A 24,672-nucleotide genomic window follows, 5' to 3' on the forward strand; every position below is an offset into this window, starting at 1 on the left:
CAATGCATGAAGACTGCCCTCCGAAGGCGGCACTTGAGACCACACCCATGAACGCGCTCGAACACCAACTCGACTATCCCTTTGGCGACACGCTTCCCGAAGGCGGCACGCGGTTTGAAGTCGCCCCCGGCATCTACTGGCTGCGCATGCCGTTGCCGTTTGCGCTCGATCACATCAACCTCTGGCTGCTGCGCGATCACCAGGACGGGCAGGACGGCTGGACCATCGTTGACTGCGGCATCAACCACGAAGCCATTCGCGGGTACTGGGAAACCATTTTTGCGAACCACCTCGACGGCCTGCCGGTGCTGCGCGTGCTGGTGACGCATTGCCATCCCGATCACGTGGGCCTCTCCAACTGGCTGTGCGAGGGCGGCGACCAGAAGCGCTGGAACGTGCGCCTGTGGATGAGCCTGGGCGACTACGCCTTCGCGCGCATGCTGGTTGGCGGCACCGGTGCTTCGAACGCCGGCGGCGAATTCGCCGCGCGCCACTTCGAGCGCCACGGCCTGACGGACCCGGTCTCCATCGACGGCATCCGCAACCGCAAGGACTACTACAGCACGCTGGTGCCGGGTGTGCCGGGCCAGTACCGCCGCCTGATGGACGGCAACGTCGTCACCATCGGCCAGCACACCTGGCGCGTCATCACCGGCTTTGGCCATGCGCCCGAGCACGTCGCGCTCTACAGTGAAGATGCCAACGTGCTGATTTCCGGCGACATGGTGCTGCCGCGCATCTCCACCAACGTGAGCGTGTTCGATCTGGAACCCGAGGCCGATCCGCTGACGCTGTATTTGGATTCGCTCGGCAAGTACGAGCCGCTGCCGGCCGACGTGCTGATCCTGCCGTCGCACGGGCGGCCGTTTCGCGGGCTGCATACGCGCATCCGCCAACTGCGGGATCACCACGTCGACCGCCTGGCCGACACGCTGGCTGCGTGCAAAGCGGCGCCGCAGTCCGCGCGCGACATCGTCAACGTCATCTTCAAGCGCCAGTTTGACGTGCACCAGATGACGTTCGCGATGGGCGAGGCACTCGCCCACCTGCACGCGCTGTGGCATCGTGGCGAACTGGTGCGCGAGACCGGCGCAGATGGCATCGTCCGCTTTCATGCACTCGCTTGATCGGTTGATTTAAACCCGGAGCCCGCCATGGCTGACCAGCACGACGTTCTCGATGACAGCGCCGCCGTTCTGCCGTTTCCTGCCAACACGCCCACCGCGCCGTACTACGCGGTGATCTTCTCGTCCACACGTACCGACGGCGACCATGGGTATGGTGCAATGGCCGATCGCATGGTTGAACTGGCGCGCGATATGCCGGGCTTTCTGGGCATTGAATCCGTGCGCGACGAAGGGGCGGAGCAGCAGGGGCGACCGGGGATCACCGTGTCGTACTGGTCATCGCTGGAAGCGATACGTGAATGGAAGAACCAGGTCGAGCACCTGACCGCGCAGAAGATGGGGCGTGAGCAGTGGTATGCGACGTACCACCTGCGGATCGCCAAGGTGGAGTACGACTACAATTTCCTGCGCTAGCACTTGCTTCACCACCAACGAAAACCCGCCAGCTGGCGGGTTTTGTTTTTGGCGATCGCTGCGCTACAGGCGCAATGTCTTTCCGAACTGTGCCAGATAGCGCAAGCCTTCAATGGCTTTGCTGCCGTACCACGACACCATCTCGCCATCGACCAGATAGACCGGTTTGCCGATCTGCTTTTCCAGCGCATCGACATGCTCTTCGGTAAAGCTGTACGGCTCCGTGGACAGCAGCACGCAGTCGATGCTGCGTACCACCTCGTCGCTCCAGCGGAAGGTCGGGTAGCGCGTGTCGGGGCGGTTGGGGCGGGCGCAGTCACCGCTCTTCTCCGTCCCGCATTGCACGGGCGCCGGGTCGTCCGGCCACGTGTGGCAATTGATGAGCTTGAGCATGCGCGAGATGTATGTGTCGCGCGACACCGTCATCCACGGGTCCTGCCAGATGGCGTACAGCACGCGGTGCGGCAGGAAGTGGCGGCCGCGCAGGGCGTCCAATTCTTGCGTGAGCGCGTCGCACAGCGTTTGCGCCTGCGCCTCGCGGCGGAAGATGCCGCCCAGCAACTGGTACAGCGCTCGGTTGTCTTCCGGCGCACACGGGTGCGTAACGATGATGTTGGGGATGAACTCGCGCAACTTGTCGACGGTCGGGCGCGTGTTCTCGTCAATATTGACGATGACGTGCGTGGGCGCCAGCTCGCGCAGTTTGTCGAGCTTGACGGTCTTGGTGCCACCTACCTTCGGCACGCTGCGCACGGCCTCGCGCGGGTGGATGCAGAAGCCGGTGCGGGCGACAAGCTGATCGCCCAGGTCAAGCGAAAACAGCAGGTCGGTAATGGACGGCACCAGGCTGGCGATGCGCGGCGTGGTGTCGACGGGGGCGTGCGCGTTGCCGAGCGCGTCGGTAAACATCATCAGGAATTCTCAGGTTTGCCGGGCTTGCGAGGTTTGCGTGGGGCGCGCGCAAAGGCCAGGTCATACAGCCAGCGCGGCAGCACGTGCAGCAGCTTGGCCACGATACCCATCTGCCAGGGCAGCACGGTAAAGCGCACGCCGCGATGGATCGCCTCCACAGCTTTCTGTGCAAACACGTCCACTGGCATCAGGAAGGGCATCGGATACGGATTGTGTGCGGTCATCGGCGTGCGGATATAGCCGGGGGCGATGGTCACCACACGCAAGCCCGGCCGACCATTGGGGCCAAACTCCACGCGCAGGCTTTCCATCAGCTTGATCACCGCAGATTTGGACGCACTGTAAGCCGCCGCGCCCGGCAGCCCGCGCACGCCCGCCACGCTGGCAATGCCGACCAGCGTGCCGCCGGGCTGACCGGGTTTGGCGCGCGCCAGCATGGGTTCGACAAAAGGCTGGAAGGTGTTGAGCGTGCCCATCCAGTTGGTGTCCATCACACGGGCAAATGCGGCCAGATCGCCCGGTTCGCGCAGGTCGGTGCCTTCCGAAATGCCGGCGTTGGCGATCACCACGTCGGGCACGCCGGCCGCTGCGATGAAGGCTTCAGCGGCGGTGCGCATCGACTCGGCGCTGCACACATCGGCAGCATAGCAATGCACGCGGATGCCTGCGGCCAAGGTCTGCGCGAAGTCGTTGATCACGTCGACGCGCCGCGCAACCAGCCCCAGCGTGGCACCCTGGGCGGCGTACTGCCGCGCCAGCGCCTGGCCGATGCCGCTGGAAGCGCCGGTGATGAAGACGGTTTGACTCATGTCGGATGTCCTGTCGGAGAGGGGCGGGGAACGTCGGCACAAAAAACGCCCGCACGGAGGCGGGCGTCGGTGGTGGTGTCACGCCCGAGGCTAAGCCCCAGGCGTGGTCATCCATCACAGTTTGCGGTCGCGCACCTGCTGGACGAGGTAGTCGAGCGTCTGCGCGGCGCCCACGTTGCTGCCAGCATCTGCCGGCGACGTGGTGTACTTGCCTTGCACCACAATAGTCGGCACGCCTTCGATCTTGTACTGATCGGCCAGTTGTGCGGCGCGTTTGGTATTGGCGTTCACGCTGAACGAGTTGTAGGTGTCGCGGAACTGCTTTTCATCGACGCCATTGGCGGCCATGAACTTGGCAATGTCGTCCAGTTCCGACATCGAGCGGTAGTTCTTGTGCAGTTGGTCAAATACGCGGTCGTGCAGCGTGCGGCCGCTGGAATCCTTGGCGTCCAGCTTGCCCAGCGCTTCCAGCGTGTAGTAAATGCGGGTATGCGGTTCCAGCTTGGCGTTGAAGGCCACCGGCACGCGCTTGATCACTACGTCCTTGCCTTGCTTGGCCACCCAGGCCGTCCAGGTGTTCTCAAAGTCGTAGCAGTGCGGGCAGCCATACCAGAAGAACTCCGTCACTTCGATCTTGCCCGCGGGCACCGGCTGCGGCGATTGCAGCACTTTGTATTCCTTGCCAGCGGTGGGCGCGGCCTGGGCCGGCGCGGTCATCAGGAAACCGGCGCCGGTAGCGAGGGCGATCAGGAAAGCAGCGAGTTTTTTCATGGCGAATGTGCGACGGAATGTGCGACGAGTTGGGCGAATCAAGCAGGAAAGCCGGGGAAACCGAATCTGTGCAGCCCAGGGCGGGTGCCAGCGTAACTGAATCTCAGGCTTCTGACAGATCACAGCCCGCCGGGTTCAAGCGGGCTGCGTGTTTTCATGTCACTGCTGGCGGGCAAAGCGGATGACCGACGATTCCACGCCCGAAGCCTGCAGGCGGCTGCGCACGGCGGTCATCTCGTCCAGCGAGTTGTACGGGCCCATGCGCACGCGGAACATGGTGGCGCCGTTCACTTCACGCTGCGTCACCTTGGCCTCGAAGCCCTGCATGGCGAGGTTGCCCTTCTGGCGCTCGGCATCGTCGGCCGATTTGTAAGCGCCCACTTGCAGGAAATAGCCCGTCTTGGCGGCATCCTGGCGAGCGATCTCGGCAATCGGGTCGGCGACCGGCTTCTCGTTGGCGGTTGTTGCAGGCGGGGTCGGCTGCTTGGGCGGGCGTGCGGCCGGCGTGCTGGCCGGTTGCATGGTCGCGCCGGGTTCGGTCGGGCGGGTAGTGGTGCCCGGTTGCGGTGCGTTGGGTTCCGGCACCTGGTCCACCGGCTTGGCCGGCACGCGGCTCCACAGCGGGGCGTTCGGATCGGCTGCCGGGGCGCTGGCCTGCGGAGCCACCGGCGCGGGTGTCGGCAGCGGGTTGACCACGGTGCCCGGTTCGCTCGGCTTGGGCTGTGCGCCGTTGCGCGACACGAACGGCACCGGCGCCTTGGTGATGTACACCGCCACCACGACGGCGATCGCCAAACCGACGATCAGGCCAAGCACCAGCCCCAGAAACGTGCCGCCCCGTTGCGAGCGGGCACGGGAAGATTGCGTATTGCGTGCCATGTCCATCCTTCTAGAAGCGCCCGATTATAAGAGCGCCATATGTGGTCACTGCAGTCGTCACCGCAGGCTTTACATTTTTTGAGGCGCGGAGACGCCGATCACCGCCAGCCCGTTGCGCAGCACCTGGCGCGTGGCGGCCAGCAGTGCCAGGCGAGCGCGCTTGACGGTCTCGTCGTCGACCAGCACGCGATCGGCGTTGTAGAACGCGTGGAAGTCGCCTGCCAGGTCGCGCAGGTAGAAGGCCACGGCATGCGGGGCCAGCTCGCGTGCGGCATCGGCCAGCATGTCTGGGAAGGCTGCCAGACGCTGCACCAGGGCCGTTGCCTGTGGGCTGACGTCGGGGCCGGTCACGGCTGCCAGATCGGCGCTGGTGAGCGAGGCTGCATCGACGCCAGCGCGCTCGAACACCGAGCAGATGCGCGCATGGGCGTACTGCACGTAGTACACCGGGTTCTCGTCGTTCTGCTTCAGCGCGAGGTCCACGTCGAAGACGAACTCGGTATCGGCCTTGCGCGACAGCAGGAAGAAGCGCACCGCGTCACGGCCGCGCGTGAAGTGCGACGGCCAGTTCGGCTCGCCGGCTTCCACGCAGGCGCGGATGGTGTCGACGCCGGATTCGGCATCGCCGTTGGACCATTCGATCAGGTCGCGCACGGTCACGTACGAGCCCGCGCGCTTGGAGATCTTCACCTCGGCGCCGTCCTTCATCACTGTGACCATCTTGTGCAGGACGTAGTCGGGGTAGCCCTTGGGGATACCGATGTTCAGGCCCTGCAGGCCGGCGCGCACGCGGGCGATGGTGCCGTGGTGATCGCTGCCCTGCACGTTGATGACCTGCGTGAAGCCGCGCCCCCACTTGGTGGTGTGGTACGCCACGTCGGGCACGAAGTAGGTGTGGGCGCCGTCGGACTTGCGCATGACGCGGTCCTTGTCGTCGCCGTCATCGGTCGTGCGCAGCCACAGCGCGCCTTCCTGTTCGTACGTCTTGCCAGCGGCGATGAGCGCGTCGACGGTCTGCTGCACCTTGCCCTCGGAGTAGAGGGACGATTCCAAGTAGTAGCGGTCGAACTTCACGCCAAAGGCCTGCAGGTCGATGTCCTGCTCGTTGCGCAGGTACGTGACGGCAAAGCGGCGGATGGCTTCGATGTTTTCCACGTCGCCCGCGCCCGTCACGGGCTCGCCATCGGAGGCGCGTACAGTCTTGCCGGCGAGGTAATCGGCGGCGATGTCGGCGATGTAGTCGCCGTTGTAGGCGGCTTCCGGCCAGTTGGCGTCACCGGGCTTGAAGCCGCGCGCACGGGCCTGGACGGAGACGGCCAGGTTCTGGATCTGCACGCCGGCGTCGTTGTAGTAGAACTCGCGGTGGACCTTGTGGCCCTGCCAGTCGAGCAGGCTCGCCAGTGCATCGCCCAGCGCGGCCTGGCGGCCGTGGCCGACGTGCAGCGGGCCGGTCGGGTTGGCCGAGACGAACTCCACCAGCACCGGTGCGCCATCATGCGTGTTGGCGGCGCCGTAGCGGTCGCCCTCGGCAAACACGGCGGCAATCACGTCGGCACGCGCGGCGGCCGACAGGCGCAGGTTGATAAAGCCGGGGCCGGCGATTTCCACGCCGGAGACCAGGCGCTGGCCGCGAGCATCGGCGCGGATGGCATCGGCAATGCTGCCGGCGAGTTCGCGCGGGTTCTTGCCCAGCGGCTTGGCCAGTTGCAGCGCGACGTTACAGGCGATGTCGCCGTGCGCGGCTTGCTTGGGGCGCTCCAGGACGATCTCCGGTCGGGCCTGGCCTTCGGGCAGCAGGGAGCCGACGGCGTCGGACAACAATTGGGCGATCGTCTGTTTGTGGGAGGGCAGCATAAAGAAACCATGACGCCGACAGTGCTGAAACAGGTTGAAATCCAGTTCCGGCGCCGCCAGTTGCGTTGTTCGGGGAAAAGTACGAAATTTTATCAGGTGAGCCGCAGTCTCAGGCGTATCCGCCCTCCGCCGTGGCAACCTTCGGCTCCCAACATCGATCCAACCGAGGAAACCTCAACATCATGATCACCTTTACTTCGCACGCTTCGCAAAAGTTCTCCATGCAGAAGGACCTCGCCATGGTGCTGCTGGGCGTGATCGGCAAGACGCTGGGCGAGCGTGGCGTCATTACGCCCGAAGAGATGCCCCACGCCATCGACCGCCTCAAGCGCGCCATCAAGGACGATACGCATCAGGCGCATATCCACGTGGCTGAACTGGCGGCCAAGGAGGACGAAGACGGCGAAGAAGAGCCGCCGCACCTCGGTCAGCGCGCGTACCCGCTGCTGCACATGCTGGAGGAGTCGCAGGTCGAGCAGACCCCCGTCATGTGGGGCGTCTGAGCGTCGCTCAAAAAAATGCCCGGCCGCCAAACGGGTTGGTCCGGGCATCCGGCCACCGTGGCCGGGAGCGGGGGAAGGGGCGAGCGCGCCTGTTGGTCTGTCTTCTCCCGTCTTGTTTCTTGTTCTTACTGTTCGTGCAGCATGTCGGACAGCTCGTCCGCATGCTCTTCTTCCACGGCCAGAATTTCTTCCAGCACGCGCCGCGTGGTGGGGTCGCGGTCGCCGATGTAGCGCACCATCTCCAGGTAGCTGTCGATCGCGATGCGTTCGGCCACCAGGTTTTCCTTGACCATATCGACCAGGCCATCGGCTTCCACGTATTCCGAATGGCTGCGCGTGGATAACCCTTCCGGGCTGAAGTTGGGCTCGCCGCCCAGCTGCACGATGCGGGCGGCGATGCTGTCGGCGTGCTGCTGCTCTTCATTGGCGTGCACCAGAAACTCGGCGGCGATGGGCTCAGCGTTGATGCCCTTGGCCATGAAGTGATGGCGCCGGTAGCGCAACACGCAGATCAACTCCGTGGCCAGCGCCTCATTGAGTAGCCGCAGTACGGTTTCTCGATCGGCTTTGTAATCTTCGGTCACCGCGCCTTCCTGGATGTGCTTGCGGGCACGTTCGCGCAAGGTCTTGATATCGGTGAGAAAGCTGCTTTCCGGGGCGGCGACAAGCGTGGAACTCATGGGGGGCTCCTGCAGTATGGGTGTGTTGTTGGGCGGGTGTCGGTTACTCGCTGGGCTCGCGCCGGCTGCCGCCGACCAAGGCCACAACCAGCCCGATTGCCGCGCCAATCGCCACGGCCACGCCCACTGACTTGAATGGCACCGAGGTGATGGTGTCTTCTGTGCGGCTCAGCGCCCAGTCCATGCGGTCACGCGCCTGGTGGGCGCGGTCGTTGGCGGCACGGCGCAACTGGTCGGCACGCGCGTGCAGGGTGCGACTGGCCCGGCGAGCTTCGGTGCTGCCCTCGTCGGTCAAGGTATGGATGGCGCTTTCGAGTGAGCGCAGCAAGCTTTGCACGTCGTCAACGGCGGGGCGTGCGGCGTGGCGGGCGTCATCTACGGCGTCTGCGGCGCTGCGCATGGCGCGGTGCGCACGGTCGTCAATGTCATCGATCCGATTGCGAATGCGTTGGCTGGCAAAGAGAGACATGGCGAAGTTCCTCGTTGTGGCGCCGCGGGAAGGGCATACCGGTGGCGCGGTTGATCAGTTGCAGTTTCGGCTCCTGCGCATCGTAAAAAAGGCGGGCCGCCTGCCGAGTGGACCAGCAAGACGCGGGCCACGCCTTCCCGTCTGCGCGTTTGTGCTAATCGACTGCCTTGAAGATCGTGACGCCAAGCACCAGGAACAGCACGAACAGCACGACGAAGATGAAGAACAGGACCTTGGCGATGCTCGCCGCGCCTGCGGCAATGCCGGTAAAACCCAGCACGCCAGCCACCACGGAAACGATGGCGAAGATGAGTGCCCACTTCAGCATGTTGTTGCCTCCGGATAGGGTAGAAATGGAGTTCGTCACAGGGGGGATGCGTCTTGTGCTGCATTGCGCCAGCCCCCTGCTGGCGTATCCCCACGCACATGCCGTGCCAGGGCGGGTGCGTCCTAGGTGTCGCCCGGCTCGCCCACGGGGTATCATGGGTGTTGACATAAAAAACACACGCAACGTGCGCCGCGTCGGGCGGCCGGATGCGTTTCATGCGTTCACATGGGTCTGCATGCCATGCGGTCATCCTTGCGCTCCACCCTGCTGCTCGCCGGCGGCATTCTGCTGACGCTGGGCGTGCTGATTGCCTCGGAGACGGGCAACATCCGCCTGAGCCAAGGGTATCGGCAGGTGATTCAGTCGCAGCAGGCGGAAACCGCCATCAATGAACTGCTCGCCGAACTTGTCAACGCCGAGGCCGGGCAGCGCGGTTTCCTGCTGACAGGCAAGGACGAATACCTCGACCCGTACAACAAGGCGATTCCGCACATCCACGCGCTGATGGCGGAGATCCGCGACCACTACGCCAACGATCCGGAGGCGCTCAAGCTGTTCTCGGAGACCGCGCTGCAGGTCAGCCGCAAGCTCACCGAGATGGAACTCACGCTGATCTACGGCAAGCGTGACCTGGAGGTGGCACTTGATCTCGTGCGCACCGATTTCGGCAAGGCATCGATGGAGGCCGTGCGGCAGGGCCTGGACCGCCTGCGCCAGCGCGAGATCGCCACTGTGGCCCGCAGCCTTGAGCACGCCGAGCGCGATCTGGCGCTCTCGCGCTACGGCATCGCGCTCATTACCGCAGTCAACATCATCCTGCTGGTGGTGCTGGGCATGCAGCACGCCAAGCGCCTTGCCGCCACCGAGCAGGAGCGTGATCTGCTCGAAGAGGAAAGCCAGAAGCTCGATCGCATGGTGCGTGAACGCACGCGTCAGCTTTCCGACCTGGCCGCCCACTTGCAGCGCGTGACCGAAGACGAGAAGACACGCCTCGCTCGCGAGTTGCACGATGAGCTGGGCGCGATCCTCACCGCTACCAAGATGGACTTGCACTGGCTGCGCTCGCGCATCACGTCCATCGAGCCAGCGGTGGGCGAAAAAATTACGCGCGTGATGTCGCATGTGGACCAGGGCATCCAGATCAAGCGCCGCCTGATCGAAGACCTGCGCCCAACCATTCTGCTCAATCTGGGTTTGGTTGAGGCGCTGTCGCAACTGACCGAGGACGTTGGCGTGCGCAACGGCTGGCACACTGAGGTCAGCCTGCCAGACGAGATGCCCAAGCTCACTGACGACGCGGCCATCGCGTTGTATCGCATCGTGCAGGAATCGCTCACCAACGCATCGAAGTACGCGCATGCGACGACGGTGTCCGTGGCGCTGGATGCAAGCGAAGAGGGCGTGCGCTTGCGTGTGCGCGACAACGGCCGCGGCTTCCCGGCCGACATCGAACGCCGCCGCATGGTGGGCCATCACGGCCTGCTGGGCATGGAGCAGCGTGCCATTGCACTGGGCGGCACGTTGACCATCGATTCAATGCCTGGTGGTGGTGTGACGATCATCGCCGAGCTGCCACCGAACGATGCGGTGTTCTACCGAGAGGGCGCCAGCGGCAGCGGGCCGGCGGGGCCGCAAACGCTGCCCGGTGGCGTGGCGCCGGGCTCGGGCGAGGGCGGCGCGCTGGTCTGAGCGGTAGAAAGAAAAAAAGCCCCTTAATCACGTTAAGGGGCTTTTTTCATACGCGCCTTACAGCGCTGCGCTTACATCTTCTGCTTGACGTCGTCGGCCGTGTTTTCCAGTTTCTGGCCGCCGCTCTGGATGTCCTTGCCGGCGCCAGCCATGGTGTTGCAGCCGGCCAGGAAGATGCACGTCAATGCAATTGCGGCACACAGGGTCTTCATGAAACGCTCCTTGTGGGGGTCGAAAGCAATGTGGGCGATGTTCGGTTTCGCAGCATGGCGGCCGGCAGCGGGCAGGTCTCAGGCGTGCGGATGGTGCGCGGTCTGCTGCCTGGGGCGGGCAAGGCCGGCGCGCTCTTCGATGACCTCGAACACCTTGTCGAGTTCGAGCGATTTGTCGAAGAAGTAGTTGGCGCCGGCTTCAAAGCAGCGCTGCCGATAGGTCGGCACCTGCGCATGATTGGTGTAGACGATGCGTACGCTGGGCGATGCTTGATCGCGCAACGTTTGGAGAACCTTGAAACCGTTCCCCTGACGCAACTGCAGATCGACGATCACGACGTCGTAGTGGCCTTGCGCCAGCTGGTGCAAGGCCAAATCTTCCGTGTCGGCCCATTCGACAACCGCCACGAAAGCGGACGCCTTGAGGTACTCCAGCACCATGCCGCGAAGCACGGGGGAGTCCTCGATGAGGAGGACGCGCAATCCACGGGAGGAGAGGGTGACAGCTTTATCCAGCATGCGTTGATGGTAGCCAGCGGGCCGCCTGAGGGGTATCAGGCGTTGTCCTACATGCCAACAGGGTTTCCGGTCGGTTAGCGCTTTGGCCGGGCCGTTTTGCCTTGGTTTTCCATCCGGTGAAGCGTCACTCCACCAGGCCGTTCTTGATGGCGTAATAGGTCAGATCGGCATTTGACTTCATGCCCATCTTTTCCAGGATGCGGGTGCGGTAGGTACTGACCGTCTTGACGCTCAAAAACAGTTCTTCCGCGATGATCGACACCGATTGCCCGCGCGCGAGCTTGCAAAAGATCTGGAATTCGCGCTTGGACAGTGTCTGGTGCAGGGGCTGGTCGGTCGGCTTTTCCAGGCCGCCGATCAGCAGTTCGGCGACTGTCGGGCTCACATAGCGGCGGCCCTGCGACACGGTGCGGATGGCCTTCACCAGCTCATCCGGCGCACTTTCCTTGGTCAGGTAGCCGGAGGCGCCGGCACGGATCAGGTTGATCGCGTACTGGTCTTCCGGAAAGGTTGACAGGATCAACACGGGCAGATCCGGATGGCGCTGGCGGGCCAGCTTGAGCGTATCGATGCCGTTGCGGTCGGGCATGGAGATATCAAGCACGACCACGTCGAAGGCGCCGGTGCGGAGTTGCTCCATCACCTCTTCCCCACTTGCCGCCTCCCCCGCGACTTCGATGTCCCGCTCTTCGGACAAGAACTGCCGAAGGCCGGCACGGACGATTTCATGGTCATCCGCAATCAGGACGCGAATCATGCTGCTCCTTATGAGCACGCCGGGCGGGTTGCCCTTGTCTGCGCGCTGCGCTTGTTGGTTCGATACGACAGCAATTGTATCGGACTGTGGAGCGAAACCAACGCGCCTCTTGCTGGCGCGTTCAGGGGACGTGTCTTGCGTTTCCATGGGGGCCTCGAAGATGTGCATTGATCGCAACATGTCGATGCGGGCCATTGAGCAAGCGGCGTGCCTGCGTGTGCGAAGCCAAAGAAAACGGGGCGGAGGATGTCCGCCCCGTGATGGCCAGGGTGTGCCGGGCGCGAGGCCCGGCGGTCAACCGCGATACCGTGTTACTTCGTCGTCGTCGTGGCGGCGTTTGCGCCAGCGTCTGCGCTCAGGCCTGCGGTGGCATCAGCCTTGGCTGCCTTGCCCGACTTCTCTGCCGACTTTTCTGTCTTGCTAACCGACTTGCCGACCTTCTCGGCGGTCTTGTCCGCGCCGGCTTCAGCCTTGGCCTTGTGCTCGTGCGCAGCCTTGGCGCCGTGTTCGGCCTTGTTGGTCAGTTGGTGCTTGGCAGCGTCGGTGTCGAGCTTGGCGCCGGCATCGGCCTTCAGGCCCGTGCCGACATTGGCTTGGGCGGGTGCCGGGGCGACAGCGGCCGTGCCGTTGGTTGGCAGTGCAGCGCCTGCGTTGGCCGACGGGGTTTGTGCGTTGGCGTAAGCCGAAGCAGCAGCGATAGCGATGGCGGACAGGGAGATCAGCAGCTTGTTCATGGAGAGACTCCTTTTGTTCTCTGAACGGCCACGCGAGGGATTCGTCGCGGCATCGCTCTGTGTGTTGAGCGAATGGGTTCAGTCTATGGAGCCCTTCCGGTTACGACTGTTAGGGGGTGTAAGCCTTTGTAATGTAAGCATCACCCCTCTTGAAATGCCGGCAAAGCCAATGCCAGCAAGGCTTCACAGTCGTAAGACATGGCGAACGATTCGCCATGTTCTAAACGTCTTGTCACAGAATCAGAGATTCGGGGCGAGGGCGCGCTCCACAAACAGGCGGTCCTCACCGCTGCGCGCGGCCATATCGTCCACCTGATCCTGGCCGATCTTGCCGAGCGTGAAGTACGTGCTGTCCGGGTGTGACAGGTAGAAGCCCGACACGGAGGCTGCCGGCGTCATGGCCAGCGCTTCGGTCAGGTCCATGCCGATCTCCTTGGCGTCGAGCACGCGGAACATGTCGCGTTTGACGGTGTGCTCCGGGCAAGCCGGGTAGCCGGGCGCGGGGCGGATGCCCTTGTATTCCTCGCGGATGAGCGCGTCGTTGTCGAGCGTTTCTTCCGGCGCGTAGCCCCACAGGTCGCGGCGCACGCGGGCGTGCAGGCATTCGGCAAAGGCTTCGGCGAAGCGGTCGGCCAGGGCCTTGAGCATGATCGCGCTGTAGTCGTCGTGATCCGCTTCGAAGGCGGCTTCGCGCTTGTCGACCCCGATGCCGCCCGTCACGGCAAACAGGCCGATGTAATCGGCAATGCCGGTGCTCTTGGGCGCGATAAAGTCTGCCAGGCAGCGGTTCGGGCGCATCACGCCATCGATGATTGGGCGTTCGCTTTGCTGGCGGATGTTGCGCCAGGTGAGCGCGACTTCCGAGCGGGATTCGTCGGTATAGATCTCGATGTCGTCGTCGTTGACGGTGTTGGCCGGCAGCAGCGCGATCACACCGTTGGCCGTGAGCCAGCGCCCGGCGATCAGGCGCGCGAGCATGCTCTTGCCGTCGGAGAACACCTTGCGGGCCGACTCACCGACGATCTCGTCGTTGAGGATGTCGGGGAATTTGCCGGCCAAGTCCCACGTCTGGAAGAACGGGCCCCAGTCGATGTACTGCGAAAGTTCGTTCAGGTCGTAGTTGCGGAACACACGGCGGCCGATGAACTTCGGCTTGGGCGGCGTGTAGTTGGACCAGTCGATCTTCGTCTTGTTGGCGCGTGCGGCGGCCAGCGACACCATCGGCGTGGCCTTCTTGTTGGCGTGCTGGGTGCGGATGCGGTCGTAGTCCGCATGCAGCTCTTCGACGTAGCGCGCGGCACCTTCGTCCGACAGCAGGCTCGACGCCACGCTCACCGAGCGCGAGGCGTCCGGCACGTATACGACCGGGCCTTCGTAATTGGGCGCGATCTTCACGGCGGTGTGCACGCGGCTCGTGGTCGCGCCGCCGATCAGCAGCGGAATCTTCTTCACGCGGAAGTAGTCATCGCGCTGCATTTCCGAGGCCACGTAGGCCATCTCTTCCAGCGACGGCGTGATCAGGCCCGACAGGCCGATGATGTCCGCGCCTTCCACCTTGGCCTTCGCCAGAATGTCGTTGCACGGGACCATCACGCCCATGTTCACGACTTCAAAGTTGTTGCACTGGAGCACGACGGTGACAATGTTCTTGCCAATATCGTGCACATCGCCCTTGACCGTGGCGATGACGATCTTGCCGCGTGAGCGCACGTCGCCGCCAGCGGCTGCAATCTGGCGCTTCTCTTCTTCGATGAACGGAATCAGATGCGCCACCGCCTGCTTCATCACGCGGGCCGATTTCACCACCTGCGGCAGGAACATCTTCCCTGCGCCGAAGAGGTCGCCCACGATGTTCATGCCGTCCATCAGCGGGCCCTCGATCACCTGGATCGGGCGGCCGCCAGCGGCAAAGATTTTCTGGCGGACTTCTTCGGTGTCGTCGACCACGTAGTCGGTGATGCCGTGCACCAGCGCGTGGGCCAGGCGCTTCTCCACCGGCTCCTGGCGCCAGGCGAGATTTTCTTCGCGCTTGGTACCACCGCCCTTGTAGCGGTCGGCAATTTCCAGCAGGCGGTCGGTCGCATCGGGGCGGCGGTTGAGCACCACGTCTTCCACGCGATCGCGCAGTTCGGCGTCGAGGTTTTCGTACACGCCCAACTGGCCCGCATTGACGATGCCCATGTCCATGCCCGCTTGAATCGCGTAGTACAGGAACACGGTGTGGATCGCCTCGCGAACCACGTCATTGCCGCGGAACGAGAACGACACGTTCGACACGCCGCCGCTCACCTTGGCGTACGGCAGGTTCTCTTTGATCCAGCGCGTCGCGTTGATGAAGTCGACCGCGTAGTTGTTGTGCTCCTCGATGCCGGTGGCGACGGCAAAGATGTTCGGATCGAAGATGATGTCTTCCGGCGCAAAGCCGACTTTGTTGACGAGAAAGTCGTAGCTGCGCTTGCAGATCTCGGTCTTGCGCTGGAATGTGTCGGCCTGGCCTTGCTCGTCGAAGGCCATCACGACGGCCGCCGCGCCATAGCGCTTGATGAGCTTGGCGTGGTGGGCGAACTGTTCCTCGCCTTCCTTGAGCGAGATCGAGTTCACGATCGCCTTGCCCTGCACACACTTCAGTCCCGCCTCGATCACGTCCCACTTGGACGAGTCGATCATGATCGGCACGCGCGCGATGTCCGGCTCCGAGGCGATCAGGTTCAGGAAGCGAACCATGGCGGCCTTGGAGTCGAGCATCGCCTCGTCCATGTTGATGTCGATGACCTGCGCGCCGTTTTCGACCTGCTGGCGCGCCACGGCCAGCGCCTCGTCGAACTGGCTGTTCAGGATCATGCGCGCGAACGCCTTGGACCCGGTGACGTTGGTGCGCTCGCCAACGTTGACGAACAGCGTGCTCTCGCCGATGTTGAACGGTTCGAGGCCGGAGAGGCGCATGGGGTGGTCGGTCATGTTCTTCTGATGCAAATAAGGGGCAGGCGGGCGGTGGCGTGTCTGTTCAAGCTCAGGCGGCGTCTTTGTACTGGCCCGGCCAGCCGCGCGGCTTGCGATTGGCCACGCGGTCGGCAATCGCCTTGATGTGTTCGGGTGTCGTGCCGCAGCAGCCGCCCACGAGGTTCACCAGACCTGCCGCGGCAAATTCGTCGACCAAGCTGGAGGTGACGTCCGGCGTTTCATCAAAGCCGGTGTCGCTCATCGGGTTGGGCAGGCCGGCATTGGGATAGCACGACACCGCCACGTCGCAAATCTTGGCCAGCTCGGCAATGTACGGGCGCATCAGCGCGGCACCCAGTGCGCAGTTCAGGCCAAAGGTGATCGGCTTGGCGTGGCGCAGGCTGTTCCAGAATGCTTCGACGGTCTGGCCCGAGAGAATGCGGCCCGAGGCGTCGGTCACGGTGCCGGAGATCATCACGGGCACACGCTCGCCGGTGTCCTCAAAGAGTTGATCGATGGCGAACAGCGCGGCCTTGGCGTTGAGCGTGTCGAAGATGGTCTCGACCAGGAAGACATCCGCGCCGCCTTCGAGCAGCGCCTTGCCCTGTTCGTAGTACGCATCGCGCAGTTGGTCGAAGCTGACGTTGCGCGCGCCCGGGTCGTTCACGTCGGGCGAGATGCTGGCGGTCTTGGGCGTCGGGCCGAAGGCGCCGGCCACGAAGCGCGGGCGCTCGGGCGTGCTGTACTTGTCGCAGGCCTCGCGCGCGAGGCGGGCGGCCACGACATTCATCTCGTAGGCCAGGTCCGCCATCTTGTAGTCTTCCTGCGCGATGGTCGTCGCGCCGAAGGTGTTGGTTTCGATCAGGTCTGCGCCCGCGGCCAGGTACTGCTCGTGGATCTCGCGGATGACCTCGGGACGTGTGAGCAGCAGCAGCTCGTTGTTGCCCTTCACGTCGATCGGGTGGTCGGCAAAGCGCTCGCCGCGGTATTGCGCCTCGGTCAGCTTGTAGCGCTGGATCATGGTGCCCATCGCGCCGTCCAGGATCAGGATGCGCTCGCGCAGCAGCGCGGGCAGGTTGGCGGCACGGGTATAGGGCAGGGGCGCGGTCATGGGGACTCCGATCAGGCCGAGATGGGGCAGAAGCGTGGACAGAACAACAAAATCGACGGCCAAAGGCGAATTTTACCAGTCGCATCAATGACTTGCCGCCGTTGTGGGCAATCGCGCTCCTATAATCCACATCACGCCATTCGCCCCACCCTGATAGCCGCCATGCAACTGCTCGATCCCACCGACGCCCACGCCTTTCTGCAACGCACGCCTGCCGCGCTGTTCATCGACTGCCGCAGCGAGATGGAACACCTGTTTGTCGGCCATCCGGTCGGCTCACACCATGTGTCGTGGAACGACGGCCCGCACTGGGAGGTGAACCCGGAGTTCGTGCCGACCGTGCGCAAGCTTTCCGGCCACGGTACCGAGCGCCCGATCGTGTTGATCTGCCGCAGCGGCAACCGCTCGTCGGCGGCGGCGCATGCGCTGGAAGACGCGGGGTTCCGTGATGTCCGTGTCGTTCGTCACGGGTTTGAGGGCGATCTGGATGGCACGCGCCATCGCAACACGCTCAATGGCTGGCGCCACGCAGGCATGCCGTGGGAGCAGTGTTAAGCCGCATTTAGCCGGACGCTATCAATGCGATAGTGGCTCTACACATGAAAAAACGCCCGGCTGCGCCAAGCTCCGGGCGTTTTTATGTTCGTTGGGCGAGTGCGGTTAGCGCAGTGGATAACCTCGCCGCAGCCCCCGGCGCACGCTGTTCAGTGCATCGTCACCGGTTGCGTCATCACCGAGTCGAACTTGCCGAGGAAGTCGTCGACTTCTTCTGCAGTCGGTTCACTGGCGATCAAGCGTTTCACATCCTCGCGGAAATGCTCGGCAAGCTCGCCGCCGAGGAAGATTTCACGTTTGAGGTTCTTGTCCACGATTTCGTAGCCGCCCGCTGCCAGCATGGCGTGTTGGCCGTCTACACCGAACTCGACAACACAGTAGTTGTCGCTGTTGTAGATCATTTGCATGGTGCACCTCCGAGGCGTCAATCGTCTTGCTGTTGTGGGACTGCTCTACTGCTGCACCGGGTAGATGGGGCTCGCGATCCTGACTTCAAGGGCCGATCATTTCCCGCGTTCCGGATCGTGTTTTGCCCCATCTGATCCTTGGGCTTAATCATTGGTCATAAAGTTCGCGAACGCGAGGCGGAATGTGTGACGGGCGTTGTTATCGCGTAACAAGACCTTTCCGTGTCTGCATCGAAAGGCGCAAGCCGTTGTCCGCCATTCGGCGGGTAGACGACGGGCGGTGTGCGTGGCGCCTGCAACTACCGGCACGGCAAACATCTGTCAGGGCGTTGCACCCTGACTGCCGCATCCCGTGTGCCGGAGGAATTCATCCAGATCGGTGAGGAAGGCCTCGTCCTGTTCGATGGGGGCGAGATGGGCTGCGCGCGGCATCACTTTCAAGCGCGCGTTGGGAATGCGCGAAGCCATCTCGCGGGCGACTTCCATCGGGGCGCCGGCATCTTCCTCACCCGTTATGACAAGTGTGGGACAGGCGATGCGAGCGAGCCCGCCACGCGTGTCGAGCGCCTTGATGGCGAGGCATGCGCCAACGTAGCCGTGCGGCGGCGTGGCCCGCAGCAGGGTGCGGATGCGCTCGGCCACGTCGCGATGCGCTTCACGGTAGGGCGCGGTCAGCCAGCGTTGCAGCGTGGGCTCGACGATGCCAGCCATGCCGTGCGCCTCGACCTGGCCGATGCGCTCGTCCCACATCGCATGTGCTGTCAACGGTGTGACACACACGGTGTCACACAGCGTGAGCGAGAGCAGCCGCTGCGGATACCGCACACCGAGGATTTGCGCCACCATGCCGCCCATCGACAGGCCGATGAAATGCACCTGTGGAATCGACAGCCCATCAAGCAGGCAGGCCGCATCGTCAGCCATCTGGAACAGCGTGTAGGCACCATGTGGGGCGGTGGTTTTGCCGTGCCCGCGCGCGTCATAGCGCAGTACGCGGCGGCGCACGGCAAGGCGTTGGGCGATGCCGTCCCAGAGTTGGTGGTCGACGCCCAGCGCGTGCGCGAGCATGACCCAGGGGCCATCGACACCGTCGATGCGGTAGTGGATGTCGATACCATTGGCGTGCACGGTGCCTGAACCGGCGACGGCATTGGCGCTCATGGTTGGCCCCCTTCCTGGGATTGATAGACGAGCTCGAACTGCATGCCACTGGGCTCGGTCTGGCGCAGGCGCACCGGCAGCCAGCCGCGCTCGGCAGACAGCCAGATCTCTACGCGCCGCTGGTCGCCCTCGCGCCGTGGCAGCCGTATGAAGTGCTGCGCATGGATCGTGCCCCCGGGGGTGTCGATGGTGTCTTCGCCCACGTGCTGGACGCGCGCAACTTCCACGCTGTCGGTATCGGCGATGGGGATTTCCAGCGTCAGGCCCGGGCTGGTGAAGCGCTCGGGGTTGCCGCGCGCCAGTCCCGTCAGCTGCAGGAACACACTGAAGCGATCTTGCGTGCCCACCGGCAATGGCAGCACATTGGGCGTACGTGTGAATGTGATGGTTGGGGCGCCCGCTACGCCGGAGGCGGGTGTCGCTTGGGCGTAGTGGAAGGTCGTCACGTCGGGTTGTCGGCGCCCGCGCACTTCTTCGTAGCGTGCTGGTGTCAGACCATACGTATCGATGACGCCATTGCTGCGGAAGGCGAGCGACCCGAAGAACAGCGGCAGCGGAATTTCGACCGACAGCGTGTAAGTTTTGCCGTCCGTAGTCCAGCGGATCACGCCATCTTCATTGCGCACTCCGTTGACGTAGGTGGCGTAGTGCAGCGTGGTTGAGGGCGGCGGCGAGAAGCGCGCCTCGGGTGCCGACGGTGCGTTGTTCTCACCGCCTTCAACGCTTTCACTGCCTAGATCGCGGATCATGCCGGTATTGGCAGCGGCACCCACCGGGATGTTGGAATTCTCGGAGGCAGGCACTGCTGCTGGCGCGGGGGTGTGTGCAGGCTCGGGCGGCGCGGGGCGAGGCTTGGGCGGCGCGGGTTTCGGCTGCGCCTTGGGGGCGGGTGGCACCGGCGGCTTGACGGGTTCCGGCTGCAGCAGCAAGGTCGGGATGATCTGTTCCGGCTCCGGCGGCCACGCCATCTGGTGGTTGCGCGCGATCCACACAACGGCAATACCGTGCGCAACCAGCACAGCCAGTGCGATCAGCCCCCAGCGGCGCCAGCGGCGTGCGCGCGTGGCCGTCCGCTCTTCAGGACTGCGAGGCAAGGGGTGCAACGTATCCAAGGTCAGAGGAGAGCTGTTGTGCGGCCTGCCGCAAGCGCCGCTCCAGCGGGCTGCTCCACGTGGTGTCGAAGGTGCTCTGCGCGCCCAGGGCGATCAGGACGAGGCACAACTGGCCGTTGGCATCGAACACCGGCAGCGACATCGCGTTGATGCCCGGCAGCACACCGCCGTGGATGCGCGAGGCGCCGTGCGCGCGCACGTCGGCGCACAGGGCGTCGTAGGCCTCAAGCGTGCGCGGCAGTTCGGGGTTGTCGTTCGCGCTGTTGTCATGCTTTGCGGCGGCGCGTTCCAGCTCACGCTGGATGAAGGGCAGCGTCTGCGCGCGCGGCAGGTAAGCGCCGAACACGCGGCCTGTGGCCGAGTTCAGCATCGGCATCACATCGCCCAGGCGCAGGCTGACCGTGACAGGGTGGCTGGCCTCTTCCCAGTGCACGATGGCCGGGCCCAGGTTGCCCCATACGGCCAGGCCGATGGTGTGATCGATTTCGTCGCGCAGCGCTGCAGCGGCGGGGCGCGCACGGCGCATCGGATCTTGCCGGTTCAGGCTCACCAGGCCCATTTCCAGCGCAAACGGGCCGAGGTCGTAGCGGCCCTCGGGTGTTTGCGTGACCAGTCCAAGGCGCGCGAAGCTCACCAAGTAGCGGTGCGCCTTGGCAGGGTTCATGGGCGCCGCGCGCGCGAGGTCGCGCAGCATCATCGGGCCATTGGTGTGCGTAAGCACGTCCAGCAGGCGGAAGCCGACCTCGATGGACTGGATGCCCGAGCGCGCAGGCATATCGTCGGACATGAGGTCGGACGCGATGTCGCCGTCAACATCGGTCTCCAGGTCGAGATCAGCGTCGGTGGGCAGCGTGGACATGGGGCGGGTGCGGTGGATCGGTTCGGCCCAGTTTAGCCGATGCAAGGTGTACCATCCGCGCAGCCTTTCTCTGCACATGACGCCCATGAAACTCGCCACCCTCAAGGATGGCTCGCGCGACGGCCAACTGGCCGTGGTCTCGCGCGACCTGAAGACCGCGCACTACGCCACGCACATCGCCGGGACGCTGCAACGCGCGCTCGACGACTGGGGCTTCTATGCACCGCAACTGCAGGAACTGTACGAGCAGCTCAACACCGGGCGAGCCCGGCATCCGTTCGCGTTCAACGCAGCCAACTGCATGGCGCCACTGCCGCGCGCCTACCAGTGGGCGGACGGCTCCGCCTATGTGAACCACGTGGAGCTGGTGCGCAAAGCCCGCGGCGCCGAGATGCCCCCTGAGTTCTGGACCGACCCGCTGATGTACCAGGGCGGCTCCGATGACCTGGCTGGTGCGCATGACCCGATCGTCTGCCGCAGCGAAGCTTTCGGCATCGACTTCGAGGCGGAGGTGGCTGTCATCACCGGCGACGTGCCGATGGGCACCGAGCCTGCGGTTGCCGCGGAGGCCATCCGCCTGGTCGTGCTGGCCAACGATGTGTCGTTGCGCAACCTGATCCCGGCGGAGCTGGCCAAGGGTTTCGGCTTCTTTCAGAGCAAGCCGGCGACCGCGTTCTCGCCCGTGGCCGTCACGCCCGACGAGCTGGGCGACGCCTGGCGCGAGCGCAAGGTGCACCTGCCGATGACCGTGCGCTGGAATAACAAGAAGGTCGGCCAGCCCGAGTGCGGCACCGACATGGTGTTCGACTTCGGCCAGTTGATCGCGCACATCTGCAAGACGCGCAACGTGCGTGCGGGCAGCATCGTCGGATCGGGCACGATTTCCAACGTGGACCGCAGCAAGGGGTACGCCTGCATTGCCGAAAAACGCATGCTGGAGACCATCGAATCCGGCGCGCCCGTGACCGAGTTCATGCGCTACGGCGATACGGTAAAGATTGAGATGTTTGACGCCAACGGCGTGTCGATTTTCGGGGCGATCGACCAGGAGGTCGTCGCGCCCGGCACGCAAAGCTGAGCACTACGCTGATTCAGGTGCGACCTTTGCACGGCGCCCGCGCCTGGGTTGCGCCGCACCGGCCGTCATCGCCTGGCCGTGATAACCCAGCCGCAGCGACAGCGCCCGCCCGGCTTCGCGCAACAGCCGTGAGGCCGGCCCTTCCAGGGTGGCATCGAACACGCTGGATAACCCCAGCGCGGTGATGGCCCCCGCCAGCTTGCCTTGCGCATCGAGCACCGGCACGGCCACCGAGTCGATCCCGTTGATGAGCGTGCCGGCAATGCGCGCCACGCCTTCATGCCGCACCGTTTGCCAGCGCGCGCGACAGTTCAGCCAATCGGTCAGGCCGGCCTTGCCGGCGCCAGGGCCGCGCAGCTCGCGGTCGATGAGCGAAACGATCTGAATCTCGGGCATCCATGCGGCACACGCCTGGCCTGTCGCCGAGTTCAGCAGCGGCATGGCCGAACCCACCCGCACATTTACCGTGACCGGCCGGCCGCCATCTTCCCAGCGCACGATGACCGGGCCGCGATCGGTCCAGACCGAGAGGAATACGCTCTCGTTCAACCGCTCGGCCAGCTTGGGCAGCATGTTGCTGCCTTCGCGTACGAAGTCCACGTCCGACAGCGCTGACAGCCCCACCTGCAATGCCTGCGAGCCCAGCCGGTAGCGCGCCGAGGCCGGGTCCTGCTCGACAAAGCCCATGCGCTCCAGCGACACCAGATAGCGATGCACCTTGGCACGCGGCATGCCGAGTTGCCGGCCCAGTTCCGAGACGGCATGTGCGCCGCCCGTGCGCGCCATCTCCGAGAGCACCGTCAGCGCGATTTCGGCGGACTGGATGCCGGCGCTGGTGCGCTCGGGGGGCGTGTCTTCGGCGAGCGGTTCGTCGGCGGCGTCGCCAATCGGCAGGGTGTCTTCAGGGAGCATCTTGAAGTCTAGGGTGTCGCTTTATAAGATACGCGTTACGCAAAAAGATACAACCGGCGCGGCGGCCTGCGCGCTGGAAAAGACACGAAAACCCTGGAGACGCCATGAAGCTGTCGATCTTTTCCGTGCAGGACCACTATCCGGACCGGCAACGCAGTCTGCCGCAACTCTACGCAGACGTCATCGCCCAGGCGCGCCACGCCGAGGCGCTGGGCTACGACACTTTCTGGGTGGCCGAGCATCACTTTCACGAGTACGGCGCCGTACCCAATCCAGCGGTCTTCCTGTCGCACCTGGCCGCGCAGACGCATCGGCTGCGGCTGGGCACCGCCATCTCCATCCTCACATTCCACCACCCGGCCACTGTGGCTGAGAACTACGCGATGGTCGATGCGCTCTCGGGCGGGCGGCTGTCGCTGGGCGTGGGCTCGGGGTATCTGAAGCACGAGTTCGAGGGCTACGGCGTTGACCCGGCCACCAAGCGCGAGCGCTTTGATGAGGCGCTGATGCTGGTCGAACGTTTGCTCGCCGGCGAGCGCGTGCGTCACGAGGGCCAGTTCCATACGCTGCGCGACGTGCGCCTGAACGTGCTGCCTGTGCAGGCCATGGTGCCGATCCACGTGGCGATCCTGCGGCGCGAGGCGGCGTACCACATTGGCCGGCAGGGGCGGCGCATGTTGTTCGTGCCCTACGCCTCGGTGGAGGGCTTCGACGAGATTCGCGTGCTGATGGACGACTACCGGCGCGGTCTGGCAGAAGCTGGCATTCACGACATGCGCGGCATGGCGGCGGTGGCGCTGCACACGCATGTCGGCCCGACGGAGGCGGCGGTGCGCGAGGCCGCTGCGCTGCCGTTCGACCTGTACGTTGCGACGCGGCTCTATGCGCGCCGGCAAACGTATGACGATGTGCTGGCGAGTGGGCTGTCCCTGTTCGGTACACCGGCTGCGGTGGCCGACAAGCTTGCGCGGCTGTCCGACATGGGCGTCGACCACGTCATGGCGCTGCACAACTTCGGCCTGATGCCGCAGGCTGTTGTGCTGGAATCGATGCGCGCGCTGATGCAGGATGCGCTTCCGCGCGCGGGGCTGACGGCACTGGCTGCGTAGATTCTCATTCGGCGTGCGTGGCCCTAGAATCACGGCCGAACCGAGTCGAGGGCACCGCCATGGAATTACGTTTCCGGATCAGCGCCGAGCAATGTCAGGCGCTGGCTGACCGCATCACCGCCAAGCGCATCGCGCGGATCGCCGCCAGGAAGGTGGCCATGCAGGCGCGTATTGATGCGTTTTTTCAGCGGTTTCTGGCGTTCATGCTGCTGGTCTTTCCCCTTGCGGGGGCCGCGCTGGTGGTGCTGACGATGCCGTCTCGCGGGAGCGTTGCGGGAACGCTGCTGCCCTTTGTTGTGGTCGCGCTCATCTACGGCGTGCTCTGGTGGCGCTGTGGCGCAGCGGTGGTCCGCTTCATTCTGCGCATCGCGCAATGGCTCAGGGCACGGCTCGACCGGGTCACCGATCCCTTTGTCGCGAACATCACCCGGCGATCGGTGCGACGCAGCGTCGCGCGTCTGGAAGGGCTTCATCGGTGGGCGTTGTTGCCCGCCGCGCTGTCAGTGCAGGTGCCTTCTGGCAAGACGGCGGTGATCCCGTGGCAGAAGGTCGCGCGCCTGCATGACCTGGGCGATTTTTACCAACTCTTCACCCGCACGTCGTCGCGCCTTGGGCTGGCGTACTACCTGGCCAAGTCCAGCACAGAAATGGATACCCAAGCCTATGGCGATGCACTGCGCCAGCTGGGCGAGCGCGTGCCGGAGCAGACAGCGGCAGCCTGAGAGGGCGCTGGACGTTCGGGCGTGCCCGCATCGCCAAACCGCCGCAAAA

At 64.5% G+C, this 24,672-nt stretch carries 27 protein-coding genes; 8 read left to right on the forward strand and 19 right to left on the reverse strand.

What is annotated here, in order from left to right; all coding sequences use genetic code 11:
* The first annotated feature begins 47 nt into the window (after nucleotides 1–47).
* The gene (locus R2N11_RS10920; RefSeq protein ID WP_199032590.1) at nucleotides 48–1,127 is read left to right on the forward strand and encodes an MBL fold metallo-hydrolase; all 1,080 of its coding nucleotides are present in this window, start codon (nucleotides 48–50) and stop codon (nucleotides 1,125–1,127) included.
* Nucleotides 1,128–1,154: 27 nt separating this feature from the next.
* Nucleotides 1,155–1,541 (forward strand): antibiotic biosynthesis monooxygenase family protein, encoded by a 387-nt coding sequence (locus R2N11_RS10925; RefSeq protein ID WP_199032591.1) that lies wholly within the window; start codon nucleotides 1,155–1,157, stop codon nucleotides 1,539–1,541.
* Nucleotides 1,542–1,604: 63 nt separating this feature from the next.
* Here the strand turns inward: R2N11_RS10925 and R2N11_RS10930 are convergent, their stop codons facing one another.
* The 5 genes from R2N11_RS10930 to argS all read right to left on the reverse strand — a co-directional run bounded on the left by R2N11_RS10930 (nucleotide 1,605) and on the right by argS (nucleotide 6,766).
* A complete protein-coding gene (locus tag R2N11_RS10930) occupies nucleotides 1,605–2,453 on the reverse strand; it encodes a helical backbone metal receptor (protein ID WP_316681110.1) in 849 nt (282 codons plus the stop codon).
* Nucleotides 2,453–3,262, reverse strand: coding sequence for an SDR family oxidoreductase (locus R2N11_RS10935; RefSeq protein ID WP_199032593.1), 810 nt, complete (start codon nucleotides 3,260–3,262; stop codon nucleotides 2,453–2,455). Before R2N11_RS10935 ends, R2N11_RS10930 begins: the two co-directional genes overlap by 1 nt.
* Nucleotides 3,263–3,376: 114 nt before the next feature.
* Nucleotides 3,377–4,033, reverse strand: a complete 657-nt coding sequence (locus tag R2N11_RS10940; protein WP_199032594.1) for a thiol:disulfide interchange protein DsbA/DsbL — start codon at nucleotides 4,031–4,033, stop codon at nucleotides 3,377–3,379.
* A gap of 159 nt (nucleotides 4,034–4,192) precedes the next feature.
* Nucleotides 4,193–4,912, reverse strand: coding sequence for an SPOR domain-containing protein (locus R2N11_RS10945; RefSeq protein WP_316681111.1), 720 nt, complete (start codon nucleotides 4,910–4,912; stop codon nucleotides 4,193–4,195).
* Nucleotides 4,913–4,981: 69 nt separating this feature from the next.
* On the reverse strand, nucleotides 4,982–6,766 hold the full coding sequence (argS, locus tag R2N11_RS10950) for an arginine--tRNA ligase (RefSeq protein ID WP_316681112.1): 1,785 nt from the start codon (nucleotides 6,764–6,766) through the stop codon (nucleotides 4,982–4,984).
* 182 nt (nucleotides 6,767–6,948) lie between these two features.
* On the opposite strand from argS, the gene R2N11_RS10955 reads away from it, so the two are divergent.
* Nucleotides 6,949–7,269, forward strand: coding sequence for a DUF1840 domain-containing protein (locus R2N11_RS10955; RefSeq protein WP_199032560.1), 321 nt, complete (start codon nucleotides 6,949–6,951; stop codon nucleotides 7,267–7,269).
* A 125-nt stretch (nucleotides 7,270–7,394) separates the two neighbouring features.
* Here the strand turns inward: R2N11_RS10955 and R2N11_RS10960 are convergent, their stop codons facing one another.
* The 3 genes from R2N11_RS10960 to R2N11_RS10970 form a co-directional block, all read right to left on the reverse strand.
* On the reverse strand, nucleotides 7,395–7,949 hold the full coding sequence (locus R2N11_RS10960) for a ferritin-like domain-containing protein (RefSeq protein ID WP_199032559.1): 555 nt from the start codon (nucleotides 7,947–7,949) through the stop codon (nucleotides 7,395–7,397).
* Between the two features lie 43 nt (nucleotides 7,950–7,992).
* Nucleotides 7,993–8,418: an ElaB/YgaM/YqjD family protein gene (locus tag R2N11_RS10965; protein WP_316681113.1), complete on the reverse strand. Its 426-nt coding sequence runs from the start codon at nucleotides 8,416–8,418 to the stop codon at nucleotides 7,993–7,995.
* Nucleotides 8,419–8,572: 154 nt separating this feature from the next.
* The gene (locus R2N11_RS10970) at nucleotides 8,573–8,746 is read right to left on the reverse strand and encodes a DUF1328 family protein (protein ID WP_316681114.1); all 174 of its coding nucleotides are present in this window, start codon (nucleotides 8,744–8,746) and stop codon (nucleotides 8,573–8,575) included.
* Between the two features lie 240 nt (nucleotides 8,747–8,986).
* On the opposite strand from R2N11_RS10970, the gene R2N11_RS10975 reads away from it, so the two are divergent.
* A complete protein-coding gene (locus tag R2N11_RS10975; RefSeq protein ID WP_199032556.1) occupies nucleotides 8,987–10,435 on the forward strand; it encodes a sensor histidine kinase in 1,449 nt (482 codons plus the stop codon).
* 71 nt (nucleotides 10,436–10,506) lie between these two features.
* On the opposite strand, the gene R2N11_RS10980 is transcribed toward R2N11_RS10975, so the two are convergent.
* The 6 genes from R2N11_RS10980 to R2N11_RS11005 form a co-directional block, all read right to left on the reverse strand.
* The gene (locus R2N11_RS10980; RefSeq protein WP_199032555.1) at nucleotides 10,507–10,647 is read right to left on the reverse strand and encodes an entericidin A/B family lipoprotein; all 141 of its coding nucleotides are present in this window, start codon (nucleotides 10,645–10,647) and stop codon (nucleotides 10,507–10,509) included.
* A gap of 78 nt (nucleotides 10,648–10,725) precedes the next feature.
* On the reverse strand, nucleotides 10,726–11,166 hold the full coding sequence (locus R2N11_RS10985) for a response regulator (RefSeq protein ID WP_199032554.1): 441 nt from the start codon (nucleotides 11,164–11,166) through the stop codon (nucleotides 10,726–10,728).
* A 124-nt stretch (nucleotides 11,167–11,290) separates the two neighbouring features.
* On the reverse strand, nucleotides 11,291–11,923 hold the full coding sequence (locus tag R2N11_RS10990) for a response regulator (protein WP_009277190.1): 633 nt from the start codon (nucleotides 11,921–11,923) through the stop codon (nucleotides 11,291–11,293).
* 311 nt (nucleotides 11,924–12,234) lie between these two features.
* Nucleotides 12,235–12,657, reverse strand: coding sequence for a hypothetical protein (locus R2N11_RS10995; protein WP_316681115.1), 423 nt, complete (start codon nucleotides 12,655–12,657; stop codon nucleotides 12,235–12,237).
* A 240-nt stretch (nucleotides 12,658–12,897) separates the two neighbouring features.
* Nucleotides 12,898–15,615, reverse strand: a complete 2,718-nt coding sequence (gene metH / locus R2N11_RS11000) for a methionine synthase (protein ID WP_316681116.1) — start codon at nucleotides 15,613–15,615, stop codon at nucleotides 12,898–12,900.
* Nucleotides 15,616–15,667: 52 nt separating this feature from the next.
* A complete protein-coding gene (locus R2N11_RS11005; protein ID WP_316681117.1) occupies nucleotides 15,668–16,708 on the reverse strand; it encodes a homocysteine S-methyltransferase family protein in 1,041 nt (346 codons plus the stop codon).
* A gap of 162 nt (nucleotides 16,709–16,870) precedes the next feature.
* On the opposite strand from R2N11_RS11005, the gene R2N11_RS11010 reads away from it, so the two are divergent.
* Nucleotides 16,871–17,263: a rhodanese-like domain-containing protein gene (locus R2N11_RS11010; RefSeq protein ID WP_199032550.1), complete on the forward strand. Its 393-nt coding sequence runs from the start codon at nucleotides 16,871–16,873 to the stop codon at nucleotides 17,261–17,263.
* A gap of 149 nt (nucleotides 17,264–17,412) precedes the next feature.
* Here the strand turns inward: R2N11_RS11010 and R2N11_RS11015 are convergent, their stop codons facing one another.
* The 4 genes from R2N11_RS11015 to R2N11_RS11030 form a co-directional block, all read right to left on the reverse strand.
* On the reverse strand, nucleotides 17,413–17,670 hold the full coding sequence (locus R2N11_RS11015) for a BTH_I0359 family protein (RefSeq protein WP_021196257.1): 258 nt from the start codon (nucleotides 17,668–17,670) through the stop codon (nucleotides 17,413–17,415).
* A 321-nt stretch (nucleotides 17,671–17,991) separates the two neighbouring features.
* Nucleotides 17,992–18,831: an alpha/beta fold hydrolase gene (locus R2N11_RS11020; protein ID WP_316681118.1), complete on the reverse strand. Its 840-nt coding sequence runs from the start codon at nucleotides 18,829–18,831 to the stop codon at nucleotides 17,992–17,994.
* On the reverse strand, nucleotides 18,828–19,943 hold the full coding sequence (locus tag R2N11_RS11025) for a DUF3108 domain-containing protein (RefSeq protein WP_316681119.1): 1,116 nt from the start codon (nucleotides 19,941–19,943) through the stop codon (nucleotides 18,828–18,830). Before R2N11_RS11025 ends, R2N11_RS11020 begins: the two co-directional genes overlap by 4 nt.
* The gene (locus R2N11_RS11030) at nucleotides 19,909–20,802 is read right to left on the reverse strand and encodes an IclR family transcriptional regulator (RefSeq protein ID WP_316681120.1); all 894 of its coding nucleotides are present in this window, start codon (nucleotides 20,800–20,802) and stop codon (nucleotides 19,909–19,911) included. Before R2N11_RS11030 ends, R2N11_RS11025 begins: the two co-directional genes overlap by 35 nt.
* An 85-nt stretch (nucleotides 20,803–20,887) precedes the next feature.
* Between R2N11_RS11030 and R2N11_RS11035 the strand changes: the two genes are divergently transcribed.
* Nucleotides 20,888–21,880, forward strand: a complete 993-nt coding sequence (locus tag R2N11_RS11035) for a fumarylacetoacetate hydrolase family protein (RefSeq protein ID WP_316681121.1) — start codon at nucleotides 20,888–20,890, stop codon at nucleotides 21,878–21,880.
* A gap of 3 nt (nucleotides 21,881–21,883) precedes the next feature.
* On the opposite strand, the gene R2N11_RS11040 is transcribed toward R2N11_RS11035, so the two are convergent.
* Nucleotides 21,884–22,792, reverse strand: a complete 909-nt coding sequence (locus R2N11_RS11040; RefSeq protein ID WP_316681122.1) for an IclR family transcriptional regulator — start codon at nucleotides 22,790–22,792, stop codon at nucleotides 21,884–21,886.
* Nucleotides 22,793–22,896: 104 nt separating this feature from the next.
* Here R2N11_RS11040 and R2N11_RS11045 point away from each other — a divergent pair, with 104 nt between their 5' ends.
* Together R2N11_RS11045 and R2N11_RS11050 are read left to right on the forward strand one after the other, a co-directional pair.
* Entirely contained in the window at nucleotides 22,897–23,901 is a 1,005-nt protein-coding gene (locus R2N11_RS11045) for an LLM class flavin-dependent oxidoreductase (protein ID WP_316681123.1), read from the forward strand.
* A 59-nt stretch (nucleotides 23,902–23,960) separates the two neighbouring features.
* The gene (locus R2N11_RS11050) at nucleotides 23,961–24,623 is read left to right on the forward strand and encodes a hypothetical protein (RefSeq protein WP_199028006.1); all 663 of its coding nucleotides are present in this window, start codon (nucleotides 23,961–23,963) and stop codon (nucleotides 24,621–24,623) included.
* Nucleotides 24,624–24,672 lie beyond the last annotated feature (49 nt).

The sequence above is a fragment of the Ralstonia flaminis genome (assembly GCF_958415495.1).
Lineage (GTDB): Bacteria > Pseudomonadota > Gammaproteobacteria > Burkholderiales > Burkholderiaceae > Ralstonia > Ralstonia flaminis.